General features: G+C 58.6%; 8 protein-coding genes. 5 read left to right on the top strand and 3 right to left on the bottom strand.

The genetic code is table 11. The annotated features are described in order from the left end of the window. The first annotated feature begins 238 nt into the window (after window positions 1-238). From topA to LJ738_RS04700, 5 genes are all read left to right on the top strand, one after another. Window positions 239-2,725, top strand: coding sequence for a type I DNA topoisomerase (gene topA / locus LJ738_RS04720; protein WP_227785162.1), 2,487 nt, complete (start codon window positions 239-241; stop codon window positions 2,723-2,725). 155 nt (window positions 2,726-2,880) lie between these two features. Beyond that, on the top strand, window positions 2,881-3,714 hold the full coding sequence (gene purU, locus LJ738_RS04715; RefSeq protein WP_227785161.1) for a formyltetrahydrofolate deformylase: 834 nt from the start codon (window positions 2,881-2,883) through the stop codon (window positions 3,712-3,714). A 328-nt stretch (window positions 3,715-4,042) separates the two neighbouring features. Continuing rightward, on the top strand, window positions 4,043-4,729 hold the full coding sequence (locus LJ738_RS04710) for an SIR2 family NAD-dependent protein deacylase (protein WP_068194370.1): 687 nt from the start codon (window positions 4,043-4,045) through the stop codon (window positions 4,727-4,729). Window positions 4,730-4,856: 127 nt separating this feature from the next. Beyond that, window positions 4,857-8,579 (top strand): outer membrane protein assembly factor, encoded by a 3,723-nt coding sequence (locus LJ738_RS04705; RefSeq protein ID WP_227785160.1) that lies wholly within the window; start codon window positions 4,857-4,859, stop codon window positions 8,577-8,579. 199 nt (window positions 8,580-8,778) lie between these two features. Continuing rightward, window positions 8,779-9,777 carry a Ppx/GppA phosphatase family protein gene (locus LJ738_RS04700; protein WP_227785159.1) on the top strand — a complete coding sequence of 333 codons (999 nt, stop codon included), beginning with the start codon at window positions 8,779-8,781 and terminating at the stop codon, window positions 9,775-9,777. Window positions 9,778-9,979: 202 nt separating this feature from the next. Here the strand turns inward: LJ738_RS04700 and ppk1 are convergent, their stop codons facing one another. The 3 genes from ppk1 to gyrB form a co-directional block, all read right to left on the bottom strand. Further along, window positions 9,980-12,340 carry a polyphosphate kinase 1 gene (gene ppk1, locus LJ738_RS04695; RefSeq protein ID WP_227785158.1) on the bottom strand — a complete coding sequence of 787 codons (2,361 nt, stop codon included), beginning with the start codon at window positions 12,338-12,340 and terminating at the stop codon, window positions 9,980-9,982. Window positions 12,341-12,394: 54 nt separating this feature from the next. Beyond that, window positions 12,395-12,775 carry a RidA family protein gene (locus LJ738_RS04690; RefSeq protein WP_227785157.1) on the bottom strand — a complete coding sequence of 127 codons (381 nt, stop codon included), beginning with the start codon at window positions 12,773-12,775 and terminating at the stop codon, window positions 12,395-12,397. A gap of 213 nt (window positions 12,776-12,988) precedes the next feature. Then, a complete protein-coding gene (gene gyrB, locus LJ738_RS04685) occupies window positions 12,989-14,983 on the bottom strand; it encodes a DNA topoisomerase (ATP-hydrolyzing) subunit B (protein WP_068194360.1) in 1,995 nt (664 codons plus the stop codon). Between the last annotated feature and the right edge of the window lie 313 nt (window positions 14,984-15,296).

Genomic DNA, 15,296 nt, shown 5'->3' with positions numbered 1-15,296 from the left:
GGAAGGCGAAGTACGGGGGTTATCCGCGAATAAGCAAAGATACGCCGGTTTACCAAGCCAATGAACTCCGCCGTACAGAAGCCCTGTTAACCTGGCCTGTCGGGGCCGGATTATGGCCGAGTGCGGCGTCGCTGGGAAATATCCGGCATCTTTGCGGCCAATTTTAACATTTCCCTACGGCTGGCCGTTTCACTTCCCACCGCCTTCAATTGCCTGCCGTTTCCCCTTACGTGCCCACATGGTCAAGAATTTAGTTATCGTCGAGTCGCCGGCCAAGGCCAAAACCATAGAAGGCTATCTGGGCCAGGATTTCGTGGTGCGCTCCAGCTACGGGCACGTCCGCGACCTGCCTAAAGACAATAATGCCATTGATATAGCCAATGGTTTTAAGCCCACTTATGTGGTATCGGCCGATAAACGGGAGCTAATTGCCCAGCTAAAAAAACTTTCCAAGGAGGCCGAAATGGTTTGGTTGGCGAGTGACGATGACCGCGAAGGCGAAGCCATCAGCTGGCACTTGGCCGAAACCCTGAACTTGCCCCTTGCGAAGACCAAGCGCATCGTATTCCGCGAAATCACCAAAAACGCCATTCTGGGCGCCATTGCCAACCCGCGCGAAGTTGACCAGAACCTGGTGAATGCCCAGCAGGCCCGCCGCGTACTCGACCGCCTCGTGGGCTTCGAATTGAGCCCCGTGCTCTGGAAAAAAGTAAAGCCGGGCCTCTCGGCCGGCCGGGTACAGTCGGTGGCCGTGCGCCTTGTAGTGGAGCGGGAGCGCGAAGTTTCCCATTTCCTGTCGGCCAGCGCCTACCGCATTGTGGCCCGCTTTGATGCCGGCCGGGGCGCTGTGCTCGAAGCCGAGCTGCCGACCCGCTATAAGGTGCGGGAAGAAGCCGAGGCGTTTTTGCAGCGCTGCATGGGCGCTACTTATCAGATTGAGAGCCTCGACAAGAAGCCTGGCAAGCGCAGCCCGGCCGCGCCGTTTACCACGTCTACGCTGCAGCAGGAGGCTTCGCGTAAGCTGGGATTCTCGGTGGCCCAGACCATGAGCGTAGCTCAGAAGCTCTACGAAGCTGGTAAAATCAGCTACATGCGGACGGACTCCGTGAACCTCTCGGGCGAGGCCTTGGCGGGCGCGCAGGCGGCCATCACGGCGGCTTACGGCGCCGAGTATCACCACACTCGCACGTTCAAAACCAAGTCGGCGTCGGCTCAGGAAGCGCACGAAGCCATCCGGCCCACCGATTTTGGCGCCGTAAAAGCGGGCTCTGATGCGTCGGAGCAGCGCTTGTACGACCTGATTCGCAAGCGGGCCATGGCCTCGCAGATGGCGGAAGCTGTGATTGAGCGCACCACGGCGGTTATTGGCATCAGCACGCAGCCGGGCGTCACGTTCACGGCCACCGGCGAGGTCATAACCTTCGAGGGCTTCCTGAAAGTATATGCCGAGAGCAAGGACGACGATGACGAGGAAGAAGCAAAAGACGGTGAATCCAGCTTTTCGCGCGGTTTGCCGCCGCTGAGCATTGGGCAGAACCTGCCGTTGCAGCGTCTAACTGCTACCGAGCGGTTTTCGGCGCCCCCGGCGCGCTACACCGAAGCCTCGCTGGTGAAGAAGCTGGAAGAAATGGGCATCGGCCGGCCTTCCACCTATGCGCCTACTATCAGCACCGTGCAGAAGCGCGGCTACGTGGAAAAGGACACCCGCGAAGGCAAGGAGCGTGCTTTCCACGTGCTGACTTTGGAAGGCAACGGAGTTAACACCGAAATCAAAACCGAGAACTACGGCGCCGAAAAAGCCAAGCTGTTTCCGACGGATACGGCCATGGTAGTCAACGACTTTCTGGTGGAGCACTTCCCCGTGATTGTGGACTACCAGTTCACGGCCAAGGTCGAGGATGAGTTTGACCAGATTGCCAACGGCCACGAAAACTGGACGCAGATGCTGACCGGCTTCTACGGCAAGTTCCACGCAACCATCGAGGCCGGGCAGGACATTGAACGGAGCACCCTGGGCAGCACCCGCGAAATCGGCGTGCACCCCGAAACCGGCGAGAAAATAACGGCCCGCCTGGGCCGCTACGGCCCCTACGTGGCGCTGGGCGACACCACCGACCCCGAGGTGAAACCCGCATACGCCAACCTGCGCAAAGGCCAGTTCATCGAAAGCATTACCCTTGATGAGGCGCTGGACCTGTTCAAACTGCCGCGCGTGGTGGGCGAGTTTGAGGGCAAGGACATGACGGCCAACCTGGGCCGCTTCGGCCCTTACATCCGCCACGACAGCAAGTTCTATTCCCTCACCAAGGAGCAGGACCCGCACACCATCACGGCCGAGGAAGGCGTGGCGCTGATTGAAAACAAGCGCAAAACCGATGCCGAGCGCCTCATCAAGTCCTTCCCCGAAAACCCTGACATTCAGGTATTGAATGGCCGATTTGGGCCCTACATCGTGGCAGGCAAGAAGAACGTGAAGATTCCCAAAGGCGAAGAGCCTACCGAACTCACGCTGGCGCGTTGCCAGGAGCTGGCCGACGCCACCCCCGACAAGCCCGCCAAAGGCGGACGCTTCGGCAAAAAGGCTGCCCCTGCCGCCAAGGAGGAGAAAGCCGACACGCCAGCTAAGAAAAAACCAGCCGCCAAAAAGCCCGCGGCAAAGAAGAAGCCAGCTGCAAAAGCCGCTGCCAAGCCGGCCGCCAAAAAAGCCCCGGCAAAAGCAAAATAGTTGCGAAATTGAGCTGGTTTTAGCTCAATTAAATTCCTCAAAAGCCCGCCTCGTTGCGGGCTTTTGTTTGCCCCTTGGTCTGCTTCTTTATCCTTCTACTACATTGTAGGACTTAGCCTCACTCAGAATCTAACCCAGCTGTCATCTACTATCCTATGGCGCATTTATTACTTATCAATTGCCCCGACGAACCCGGGCTGGTGTATAAAATCACGGGGGTACTGTTTGGCCACCACTTAAATATCATCCGCAACGGGGAGTTTGTGGAGCGGCACGACAACCACTTTTTCATGCGCACGGAATTTGCCGGCTCCGTGGAGCCCGCGGCGCTTTTGGCTGAGCTGGAGGCGGTGCTCCCGGCGGCCGCCCACATTCGCCTTACCAACAACCACAGAAAGGACATTGTGCTGATGGCAACGAAGGAGCATCACTGCCTGAGTGAGCTCCTGGTGCGCCACGCATTTGGCGAGATGAATGCCCGCGTGCTGGCCGTGGTGAGCAACTACGAGGTGCTGGGCGACCTGACCCGCCGGTTTGACATCCCGTTTCACTTCATCACGCACGAAGGCAAGAGCCGCGAGGCGCACGAGGCCGAGGTATTGGCTGTGCTCACGCAATACCAGCCCGAGTTTGTGGTGCTGGCTAAGTACATGCGCATTCTTTCGTCGGACTTCGTGGCCCACTACTCCAACCGACTGATAAACATTCACCATTCTTTTTTGCCGGCCTTTGTGGGCGCCAGCCCCTACGCGCAGGCCTACGAGCGGGGCGTAAAAATCATCGGGGCCACGGCGCATTTTGTGAACGAGCAGCTGGACCAGGGCCCCATTATTTCCCAAAGCGTCATCCCCATCGACCACACCCAGAGCGCCCGCGAAATGGCTCAGGCCGGCCGCGATGTAGAGAAAATCGTGCTGGCCCGCTCGCTCAAGCTGGTATTTGATGAACAGGTGTTTGTGCACCGTAATAAGACGGTGATTTTCGACTGAGCCGGCTTCTGGCAAATTGAGCTAAAACGTCAAGTTACTAAAGCTGCTCAAGCAAGTCAGTCGCCTGTATTTCTCGTCTATAACCCCGCAGGTGCAAGACCGTTAGAGAAAATAGGCAGCAACTGCCGCTTTTGGGCGCAGCCACTTTGTGGCGCTTTTCCGGTTTATATCCCTGCCATTATCCGCCTTGTTGGGGTACTGATGATTATGCCTTCCAGCCTGTTGCTTAGTTGAAAATTAGGCGCTGAGCTGGAAAAACGTCGGTTAAAATACTGGAAGCAGCGTTTGCCAGCTAAAAACACCCTCCAACCTTTTAGTCTACTCCGCAGTGAAACACCTTGTCGTTCTTACCGGTGCCGGCGTATCCGCCGAGTCAGGTATTCGCACCTTCCGCGACAGCAATGGCTTGTGGGAAAGCCACCGGGTGGAAGACGTGGCCTCGCCCGAAGGCTTTGCCCGCAACCCCGAGCTGGTGCTTGATTTCTACAACCAACGCCGCGCCCAGGCCCGCAGCGTGGAGCCCAACGCCGCCCACTTTGCCCTGGCCGGCTTTGAGGAGGAGCCGGGCTGGCGCGTCACCATCATTACCCAAAACGTAGACGACCTGCACGAGCGCGCCGGCTCCACCGAGGTCATTCACTTGCACGGCATGCTGAACAAGATGCGCTCGGTGAAAGACGAGTCCGTGGTGTACGACTGCCCCGGCGACATTCACCTCGGCGACCTAGCCCCGGACGGCGGGCAGTTGCGGCCCCACATCGTGTGGTTTGGCGAAATGGTGCCCTTGATAGAAGACGCGGCCGCAGCCACCGGCACCGCCGATGCCTTGCTCGTGGTGGGCACGTCGCTGCAGGTGTACCCGGCGGCCGGGCTGCTGCATTATGCTCCCGTGGGCTGCCCGGTATACGTCATCGACCCACACCAGCCCGCAGCCGGCCGGCGCGGCATTCAGTACGTGGCCGAGCCCGCGACCTCGGGCGTGCCCAAGATTTTGCGGGAGCTGGCCTCGGTATAACTCGGTATAAATAACAGTTGAGCTGGCATTCGGGCTGACTTTGGGCAAGGCGTTACTGCGGAGCATCGCGCAACTACGGCCTTACTTTTTGGTTGAACAGCCGTAAGAGAGCCTATATTCTGTTTTTATGCGTCGCATCTACTCACTTTTACTAGCAGCCTCGCTGCTGCTGGCAGGCACTGCTAACGCCCAGGTTTCCGCTCCCGCCCACACCGTTTTTCTGCTAGGCAATACCGCTCAGGCCAGTTTACCCACCGAGCACCTCAAGCTATTGCGCCAAACGCTGGAACAGCAGACTGGTCCTTTTACGGTGGTGCACCTCGGCGATATCGTGGGCAACACGGGACTGGCCGCCAAAGGCGATACGGCCCTGGCGGAGGCCGAGCACAGCCGCGCCGATGCGCTAATTGGGCTGGTAAAAGGCCTGCCACAGGGCAAAATTTATTTCCTGCCCGGTGATAAGGATTGGGCCAACTCCGGCCCCACAGGCCTCAAGGCTGTGCGCCGCCTGGAGAAATACATTGAGAAGCAGCTACCGGGGCAAAACGCTTTCATTCCGACCAATGGATGCCCGGGCCCCGAGGTAGTGGACGTAGCCCCGCTGGTTCGGCTCGTGGCGCTCAACACGCCCTGGTTCACGCACCCGTATGACCGGCCCGAAGCGCCCGACACCGATTGCAAAACCCTGACCAAAGAGGAATTTCGGGAGCAGCTCCAGGACATTCTCGACGACACCAAGAACAAAAATGTGCTGCTAGTGGGCCACCACCCCGTCCTCAGCAATGGGGAGTATGGCGGCCGCCAGCCCCTTTCGCGGCACCTGAGCCCACCGGTGCTGGGTACCATCTACGCCGCCTACCGCCAGAACGTGGGCAGCCCCCGCGACCTGGCCAACCCGCGCTACCAGGAGCTGAGCAAGGAACTGCTGAACACCCTGCAAAGCAACCCCGGCCTGGTGTACGCCGCTGCCCACGACTACAGCCTGCAGCTCACGCCCTTTCAGGGCAACTACCACATCGTAAGCGGCAGCTTTGTAGAGAGTGAGCACGTCGGAGCCAACGAGGAGTCGCTCTACAACGAAAGCAAAGAAGGATACACCACCCTCGAATACTTTGCCGACGGTACCGTCACCACGCATTTCCACACGTTTGGCGGGGGGAGCCAGCCAGGCCAGGATGCCTACACCGGCACGCTATTCCGTTCGGCCTGCACCGATGGGGCGGGCGGCAAGGCCCCGGTCAATCCGTTTATCTCCCAGTGCCCTGGCGCTACCAAAACAGTTGCCGAAAGCAAACCCGACGCCCCGTTTCAGGCTACTACTACTGTAGTGCCCGGCCCGGAGTACAAGGCTGGGCCCACAAAGCGCTTTCTCCTCGGCGACCTCTACCGCTCTTCTTGGCTGCAGCCCGTGGCCGTGCCCACGCTGGACCTGGCCACCGAAAAAGGCGGCTTGCATCCCTATGGCAAGGGCGGCGGTCGGCAGACGACTTCCCTCAAGCTCATTGCCAACGATAGTTCGGAATACGTGTTCCGGTCGGTGGATAAGGACGTGACGCGAATCCTACCCCCGGAGCTGCGCAACTCCATTGCGTCCGATGTGCTGCGCGACATCACGGCCACGGCCAACCCTTATTCCAACCTGCCCATCGGCTACCTGCTCGACCAGACGGATATCCTGCACGCCCGGCCCCGCCTGTTCCGCCTGCCCGACAACCAGCAGCTGGGCCCCTACCGGGAGCAATACGCCGGCCTGCTGGGTACCCTCGAGGAAAGCCCCAAGGACCCCAAAGCCAACCTGGCTGGGTTTGGCAACTCCGACGAAGTAACCCGCAGCTTCGGTCTCTTCCGCAAGCTCTTCAAGGACCACGACAACCGGGTGGACGCCCCCGGTCTGGCCCGGGCCCGGGCCTTTGATATGCTGGTGGCCGACTTCGGCAAACACGAAGACAACTGGAAGTGGGCTGGCTTCAAGCAGCCCGGTGGCGGCATTCTCTACCGCCCCATTCCCCGCGACCGCGACCAGTCTTTTACCCTGTGGAACGGCCTGCTCACTTACATCGCCAACCGGGAGTGGGCCGTGCCCAGCATCGAGGATTTCGAGGACGAGTTTCACGACCTCAAAAGCCTTAACTGGCCCGCGCGGCACCTCGACCGGTTTCTGCTCCAGGGCCTGAGCCGGGAGCAGTGGCAAGAGGCAGGGAAGTACCTCCAGGCCAAGCTGACACCCGCCGTTATCGACGAAGCAACGGCCAAGCTACCATCTGAAGTTCAGCCCCTATCCGGCAAAGACATCAACCGAAAGTTGAAGTCCAGAATCCAAACCTTGCCCAAAGCACTAGACGAATATTACCTCCTGCTGGCCAAGCGGGTGGACGTGGTAGGCAGCAACAAAAGCGAGGTATTTCAGGTCAACCGGATGCCTGATGGGCAGGTGCGGGTGCAGATGTTTGACAAGGCCAAAGAGGGCGAAGCAGCCAATGGTCCGGCCTTGTTCGACCGTACATTCAAGCCCAACGAAACCGACGAAGTATGCCTGTACGGCCTCGACGGGAAAGACGTATTTACGGTCACCGGCGACGGCGGCAGCCACAGCATTTTGGTGCGCGTAATCGGCGGCGAGGGCAAAGACCGCATCACCGACGACTCGCACGCGGCCGGCCTGCGTACCCTCACCAAAGTGTACGACGTGCCCGACACCGACCTGCACCTGGGCCCCGAATCCGACAACCACACCAGCTCTAGCGTGGGCGTGAATGCCTACGACCGGGAGCAGTTTGAGTACAACAGCTACCGGCCCAGCATCTCACTGTTCTACAACGCCAACGACGGCTTCGGGGCCGGGGCGGGTGTCACCTTCCTGCGCCAGGGCTTCCGCAAGCCCGGCTACAAGAACATGTACCAGTTCAACGTGCAGGGCAGCTCCAATGGTCTGTTTCAGGTCACGGCCAGCACCCGCCACCGCTACGCCATTGGCAAAGTGGATGTAGGCGCCGAGGTCCGCTACGGTAACTACTTCCCCTTTTACCGCTTCTTTGGGCTGGGCAACAATACCGCCTTCAGCCAGGACCAGTACGACAACAAGTTCTACAACGCCCGCTACCGCGGCTATACCCTCAATGCCTTCGTGGAGCGCACGTTTTTTCAGCGCAGCATCCTCCGCGTGGGCCCCACCTACGAAGACTACACCAGCAGCTTCGCCGGCAACAGTTACTTGGGCACCACTAATTTGGAGCTATCCAACCGGGCCCGGGCCAATACCAATCCTCAGCAGCTGCTGGGCTTAAACGCCGTGCTTGACCTGGACCTGCGTAACCGCCCCAGCTTCGCCCAGCGCGGTGTCCGCATCCGCGTGCAGCACGACTCTTACCGCCAGCTCAACGATACCATGAGTAACTTCGGCCTAACTCAAGCCTTCGCCGAGTACTATGGCACTGCCAAAATCGGCGTTCCCATCACGCTGGTGGTGAAAGGCGGCGGCGCCAAAAACTACGGCCCCGATTCGAACATTCCGTTCTACAAATTTGCCAGCTTGGGCCAAACCGAAAACCTGCGGGGCTACTACCGCAACCGCTTCAGCGGCGACGCCAGCCTGTACTACAACACCGAGCTGCGCTTTGCCCTGGGTCAGGTCAAAAACAGCTTCCTGCCCTTCTACTACGGCGTATTTGGCTTCTACGACCAGGGCCGTGTGTACTTCCAGGCTGCTTCTACCGATGGCTGGCACAGCGGCTACGGCGCGGGCTTCTACATAGCCCCGGTAGTGGAAACGCTGGCCCTTTCAGTGTCCTATCAGCAGTCAGCTGAAAGTACGCTTATCCAATTCGGCCTGGGCTTCCGCATCGATAAGTAGAAAATTGAGCTAAAATCCAACGTTCTGCTGCAGATACCGTGCTTTTGAAAGCAAAACGCGAGCTGCATTTCTACCGTTGACCAAAGCCCACTCAGCAACTTGAGCGCCATTGGTGTAGCCGTGGGCAGGACAAATGGGACTTGCTAGGCTCAAGGAATTAAAGCGTAGCCCGCAGCTATTGTACCGTAATTTCGTGCTTATGAACTATCCGCTTCGCAAACTTGCCGCCATTGATATAGGGTCCAACGCCGTGCGGTGCCAGATTTCCGCGGTGCTTTACTACGAAGGACGCTACCGGCTCAAGCGCGTGGAGTACGTGCGCTTCCCAATGCGGCTGGGCGAAGATGTGTTTGCCTCCGGCAAGATTTCACCGGCCAAGGAAGAGAAATTTGTAAAGTTTCTGCACTCGCTGAAGCTGCTGATGGAGGTGCACGAAGTCTGCCACTACCTGGTGTGTGCCACCTCAGCAATGCGGTCGGCCAGCAATGGAGCCGCCATTAAGGCCCGTGTGCAGCAGGAGTTGGGCATGGAAATCAAGGTAATTGACGGCCAGGACGAAGCCTTTTTCATCAACCGCGTCATCGAACACCTGCTGGAAGACAACAAGCACTACCTGCACATCGACGTAGGCGGTGGCAGTACCGAATTCAACATATACCACGACCGCCGCAAGGTGGCGGCTCAGTCGTTCGAAATCGGCTCCATTCGGCGGATGCAGCAGGAAGAAAGCGGCGATGCCAATACCGACGCCCAAACCGACCTCTGGGCCCGCATGGAAGCCTGGGTACGCGAGCAGTCCCGCAAGCACCACGTCACCCGGGCCATCGGCACGGGCGGCAACATCAACAAAATCTACAGCCTCTCGCCCGCCGCGCCCAACCGGCCCATCACCAAGCGCAGCATCGACACCATCCTCACGCGCCTTTCCGGCCTGAGCATGGAACAACGCGTGAACGTGGCCATGCTCAACCCCGACCGGGCCGATGTCATTGTGCCCGCCGGCCACATCTACCTGTCCGCCATGGAGTGGGCTGGCATCAACAGCATGCTCGTGCCCGACATTGGGCTGAAAGATGGCATGCTCCAATCCTTGTTCGAAGACTTCTTCGATGAGCTCAACCCGCATCCCGAAACCGGCCATCCCGCCCATCTCCCCGTGCCCGACATGCAGAATCAGCACGCCGAGCAGTTGGAGTAACTGCGGACGCGCTGAGGGACACCTCACCCCCGGCCCCTCTCCAAAAGAGAGGGGAGCCTGAAGGTAACCAAATGAAAAGTCCCAGCTCAATATTGAGCTGGGACTTTTGGTTTTCAGGAATTGAACTAAAATGTTGCGCCGTGGCTCCCTTCTCTATTGGAGAGGGGCCGGGGGTGAGGTTCCCACGGCATGGCAAGGTGAATTAGCTCGGAACGACCAACTCCCCTACACCTTCCTCATCGATATGACCTACGGGCGTAGCGTCGTCCTCGCACACCTCGACCTCAACTTCTTCTCCTTCGCCGAAGGAATCGTCTCCTGCTGCTTCGCTGGCTTCGAGAGCAGCTTGGGCAGCGGCTTCTTCAGCCACTCCAAGGGCTACAGCTGCGTCGACCCGGCGTTGGGCCTGTACGTCTAGCAGGGCCAGCAGGCCTTCGGGCGAGGCCGTGGCCAGCTGGGCTTCGTCGCGCTTGAAGAAGTCCCGGTGCACGTTCACCACCGGTTCGCCGGGGGCCGGGTGCTGGCGAATGTAAGCGCCATCCTCGCGCATCACGTAGCTGTTTTGATTATCCATCATATTCATCATCAGAATATTAATGGCCTCTCTTTTAAGCTGCGGATTAACAATCAAAAACAGCGCTTCGATGCGGCGGTCAAAAGAACGCACCATGATATCGGCTGAGCCGGCGTACACCCGGGCCTCGCCGCCGTGGTGGAAATAGAACAACCGCGTGTGCTCCAGGTACTCACCCACAATGCTGCGAACCTCGATGTTGTCGCTCAGTCCCGGGCGGCCCGGGCGCAGGCAGCAGATGCCGCGCACGATGAACCGGATGGGCACGCCGGCCTTCGCGGCCTTGTAAAACTCGTCGATGATTTCCTTGTCTTCGAGCGAATTCATCTTCATCACGATGCCGCTGGGCAGGCCCTTTTTCGCGTGCTTCACTTCCTCCCGAATCAGGTGGATGAGCTGCTGGCGCATGTCTTTGGGTGCCGTGATGAGGTACTCGTAGTCGTCGGGCTGCGAGTGCCCGGTGATAACGTTGAAGAATTCCGACACATCGTGGCCATACACGTCGTTGGTCGTGAGCAGGCTCACATCGGTGTACAGGCGCGAGGTCTGCTCGTTGTAGTTGCCCGAGCCGATGTGCACGTAGCGCGTCACCTTCTCCCCTTCCTTGCGGATAATCATGAGGAGCTTGGTGTGCGTCTTGTACTTACTCACCCCATAAATCACGAAGCAGCCAGCCTTCTCCAGCCGGGCTCCTTCGCGGATGTTCTTCTCCTCGTCAAAACGCGCCTTCACCTCAAAGAGTACCGAGACGTGCTTGCCATTCTCCGCCGCCTTCAGCAGCGCGGCCGATACGCGCGAGTCGTCGGCCAGCCGGTAGATGGTTTGCTTGATGCCCAGCACGTGCGGGTCCACGGCGGCCTGCTCCAGCAGCCGCACCATGGGCTCTATGCTGTTGTAGGGATGGTGCAGCAGCACGTCGTGCGTCTTGAGGTACTCAAACATGTTTTCCTCGGCACCCTCGGGCAAACTCAGCGGGGCCACCGGCGAGGGCAACTTAGCGGTTTTGCCCCGGAAGTTGGGGTGGCGCACAATCTGCCACAGACCTTTCAGGTCAATCAGCGAGTTGATAACGAATACGTTACCATTATCGATATTCCACCGCTCGCGCAGCACGTTCATCAGTACCGGCGAGGCGTTGGGCTCGACTTCTACCCGTACCACGCGGCCGCGCTTCCGGGTTTTTAGCCCAACCTGGATTTCCTTGATGAAGTCGTTGTCGATGTCGTCGGATTCTTCGAGGGTAAAGTCGCCGTTGCGGGTGATGCGGAACAGGTTGGCCGCCACAATCTCCACGTTGCGGAATAGGCGCGGCAAAAACTCTCGCACCACTTCCTCGATGGGCACGAAGATGACCTTGTCTTTGCGGTTGAGCTCAAAAAAACGGGTCAGGTTCTGCGGAATCTGCACGAAGGTGAGCCGCTCCTGCCCTTTCTCGGCTTCGCCGTCCAGCCCCACGGCCACGCCGTTGCCGATGCGCGTCACCACGCCGAAGATGAGCATCTGGTTCATCATCAGCGGGAAGCCGTGGTAGGCGTCGTACACCATGGGCGTAAGCAGCGGAAACACGGTGTTCTTGAAAAAGCCGTCCACCTTCTTCACTTCCAGCTCGGTCAGGTCCGCCATCTTGAGGATGTTGAAGCCGTTCTTTTCGAAGTTGGGCTTCAGCTCGTTCAGATAGGTCAGGCTTTGGTCGTTCACGAAGCGGTGCGCGAAATCAAGCAGTTTGCGCCGAAACGGCAGCTCCCGTAGGCCCGAATAGTCAATCCGCTCCTTGCCGTAGTCGAGGTAGTTGTACAGCGACCCGACCCGAATCATGAAAAACTCGTCCAGGTTCGAGCTGGTGATGGCCAGAAACTTGAGCTTGTCAAACAGGGCTCGGTTGGGGTCCTGCACCTGGTCGAGCACGCGGTAGTTAAAGCGCAGCCAGCTCAGGTCGCGGCTGATGTACTTGCTTTTACGAATAAGGTCGGCAGATTTGAAGAGCTTCATGGTGGCGGGGAAAGACAGGGCAAAATACGGGGAAATGGCCCTGTTCAGGCTATTTTATGTGGAAATAATGGCCGTGGCTTCTATTTCAACCAGCAACCGCGGGTCAATCAGCGCCTTAACTTCAACCATGGACGTTGCGGGGCGGATGTGCCCAAACACCTCCCCGTGGGCCCGTCCTACCTCCTCCCACCGGGAGATATCGGTAACAAACATGCGCGTGCGGACCACATCTTCAAACGATGCACCGGCCTCGGTTAGTGCCATTCCTATCTTCTCCAGTACGCGCCGGGCTTGCGCATAAGCGTCCGAGCCGGTCACGGTGTCGCCGTCCTGAGCCGTGGTGCCGGCTACTTCCACCACGTTGCCCACGCGCACGGCCCGCGAGTAGCCTACGATGGCTTCCCAGGGTGCGCCGGAAGAAATCAGTTGTCGCATAAGGTTTATAAATATCGGGTAGCACCACTCAATACCGTCATGTGGCAGTCATGCTGAGCGCAGCCGAAGCATCTCGCTCGCTTCGTCCTCACGATTGGATTACTACCACAAGCGAGATGCTTCGGCTGCGCTCAGCATGACGTTTCTCTGCATGACGTTTCATTGAAAAAGAAAAGGCCCGCTTTGCAGCGGGCCTTTGCAGTGGCGTGGTGCTTACACGTCCAGTTTCGCATACTTGGCGTTCCGTTCGATGAAGTCGCGGCGGGGCGCTACTTCGTCGCCCATCAGCATCGAAAACAGGTGGTCGGCTTCGGCGGCCGATTCTACCGTTACCTGCTTCAGGGTGCGGGTCATGGGCTGCATGGTGGTGGTCCAGAGCTGCTCGGCGTTCATTTCACCAAGACCTTTGTAGCGCTGCACGTTCACCGTTTCGGGCTTGCCGCGGCCAAGGTCTTCCTGGGCCTGGCTGCGCTCCTCCTCGGTCCAGCAGTAGCGCTCTTCCTTGCCACGCTTCACGAGGTAGAGCGGCGGCAGGGCGATGTAGATAATACCCCGGTCCACCAGCTCGCGCATGTAGCGGAAGAAGAAGGTCAGAATCAGGGTCCGGATGTGCGAGCCGTCGATGTCGGCGTCGGTCATGATGATGACCTTGTGGTAGCGCAGCTTGCTGAAGTTGAGCGGGCCCGACTCGGTGCCGTCATCCTCGGTAGTAAAGGCCAAGGACTTACGCTCGTTGAAGCTCACGCCCAACGCGGTAATCATGTTCTTGATTTCCTCGTTTTCCAGGATGCGGTGCTCCTGGGCTTTCTCCACGTTCAGGATTTTACCGCGCAGCGGCAGAATAGCCTGAAACGCCCGGTTGCGGCCCTGCTTAGCAGTACCACCAGCCGAGTCACCTTCGACAAGGTACAGTTCGCATATTTCGGGGTCCGACTCCGAGCAGTCGGCCAGCTTACCCGGCAGGCTGTTGCTCGATAGCACGCCCTTGCGCTGCACCATGTCCTTAGCCTTACGGGCGGCGATGCGGGCCTTGGCAGCCAGAATCACCTTCTCCATAATGCGGTTGGCCTGGTTGGGGTTCTCGTCCAGGTACTGGGTCAGAATCTCGCCCACTACCGAGTTCACTGCGCCGCTCACCTCGGAGTTGCCGAGCTTGGTTTTGGTCTGGCCTTCGAACTGCGGCTCCATCACCTTCACCGAGATTACGGCCGTGAGGCCTTCGCGGAAATCGTCGCCGGTGATTTCCACCTTAGCTTTCTCGAACAGTTTGTTCTTATCGCCGTAGGTCTTGAGCACCCGCGTCACCGCCGAGCGGAAGCCCGCCACGTGCGTGCCACCCTCAATGGTGTTGATGTTATTAACGTAGGAATAGACGTTTTCCTGGTACGAGGTATTGTACTGCAGAGCCACTTCTACCGGCGTGCCGCCTTTCTCGCTCTCCACGTAGATGGGCTCCGAGAGCAGCGAAGGCCGCTGCTCGCCGTCGAGGTACTGCACGAAGTCGCGCAGACCACCGGTCGAGAAGAACTCTTCGCCGCGGAACTCCCCGCCTTCAAGCTTCTCGCGGCGGTCGGTGAGGGTGATGCGAATGCCTTTGTTTAGATAAGACAGGTCGCGCAGGCGCGACGCCACGGTGTCGTAGCGGTATTCGGTTTCGGTGAAGATGCTGGCATCGGGCAAGAACTGCACTTCCGTGCCGTGCTCCTCGGTGTCGCCTACTTCCTTCACGGGGTACTGCGGGAAGCCAATTTTGTACTCCTGCTCGTACATGTGGCCGTTGCGGCGCACGGTCACTTTCAGGTCGGTGCTCAGCGCGTTCACGCAGCTCACGCCTACGCCGTGCAGGCCACCGGATACTTTATAGGAGCCCTTATCGAACTTGCCACCGGCGTGCAGCACGGTCAGCACCACTTCCAGGGCCGACTTGCCTTCTTTGGCGTGCCAGTCCACCGGAATGCCGCGGCCGTTGTCGCGGACGGTGATGGAGTTGTTTTCGTTGATGGTAACGTTAATCAGGTCGCAGTGCCCGGCGAGGGCTTCGTCAATCGAGTTGTCGACTACTTCCCACACCAGATGGTGCAGGCCTTTCATGCCAGTGTCGCCGATGTACATGCTGGGCCGCTTGCGCACGGCCTCCAACCCTTCCAGTACTTGAATGCTGTCGGCGGAATAGTCCGACTGTGCCATTTTCTCTTTCGTTTCGCTCATGTGGGCGGGATTAAATCAGGTCGTTAAACAGCCCTTCGGGTTGCTAGGTACTGAACAATCAAAAGTACTTATTTAATCCCATTTCTGTCAATATTTGCGGTTTTTGCCCCTGTATTTTTTTATTTTCAGCTTCTCCGAATTCTTCGCAAATCCCCCATGGTCCCGAACCAAATTCGGGAAATAAAAAAAGGCCTTCCCCGGCTTAGGAAAGGCCTTTTTTTATTGAATTATTGCCCCTTAGATGTATAGTCCCAAAGAGTGATGGTGTATTTTCCGGGCTGGAATTTCGCACGCACTTATGGGACAAGTACTC

The organism is Hymenobacter plasmatis (genome assembly GCF_020711255.1).
GTDB lineage: Bacteria > Bacteroidota > Bacteroidia > Cytophagales > Hymenobacteraceae > Hymenobacter.
Note: the sequence above shows the minus strand (reverse complement) of the source record. Positions and strands in the feature narration are given on the sequence as shown.

What these genes read in the sequence shown, in the direction of transcription:
- LJ738_RS04690 (WP_227785157.1), bottom strand. Translation starts at nt 12,775, where the DNA reads ATGCGACAACTGATTTCTTCCGGCGCACCCTGGGAAGCCATCGTAGGC.
- ppk1 (WP_227785158.1), bottom strand. Translation starts at nt 12,340, where the DNA reads ATGAAGCTCTTCAAATCTGCCGACCTTATTCGTAAAAGCAAGTACATC.
- gyrB (WP_068194360.1), bottom strand. Translation starts at nt 14,983, where the DNA reads ATGAGCGAAACGAAAGAGAAAATGGCACAGTCGGACTATTCCGCCGAC.
- LJ738_RS04705 (WP_227785160.1), top strand. Translation starts at nt 4,857, where the DNA reads ATGCGTCGCATCTACTCACTTTTACTAGCAGCCTCGCTGCTGCTGGCA.
- LJ738_RS04700 (WP_227785159.1), top strand. Translation starts at nt 8,779, where the DNA reads ATGAACTATCCGCTTCGCAAACTTGCCGCCATTGATATAGGGTCCAAC.
- purU (WP_227785161.1), top strand. Translation starts at nt 2,881, where the DNA reads ATGGCGCATTTATTACTTATCAATTGCCCCGACGAACCCGGGCTGGTG.
- topA (WP_227785162.1), top strand. Translation starts at nt 239, where the DNA reads ATGGTCAAGAATTTAGTTATCGTCGAGTCGCCGGCCAAGGCCAAAACC.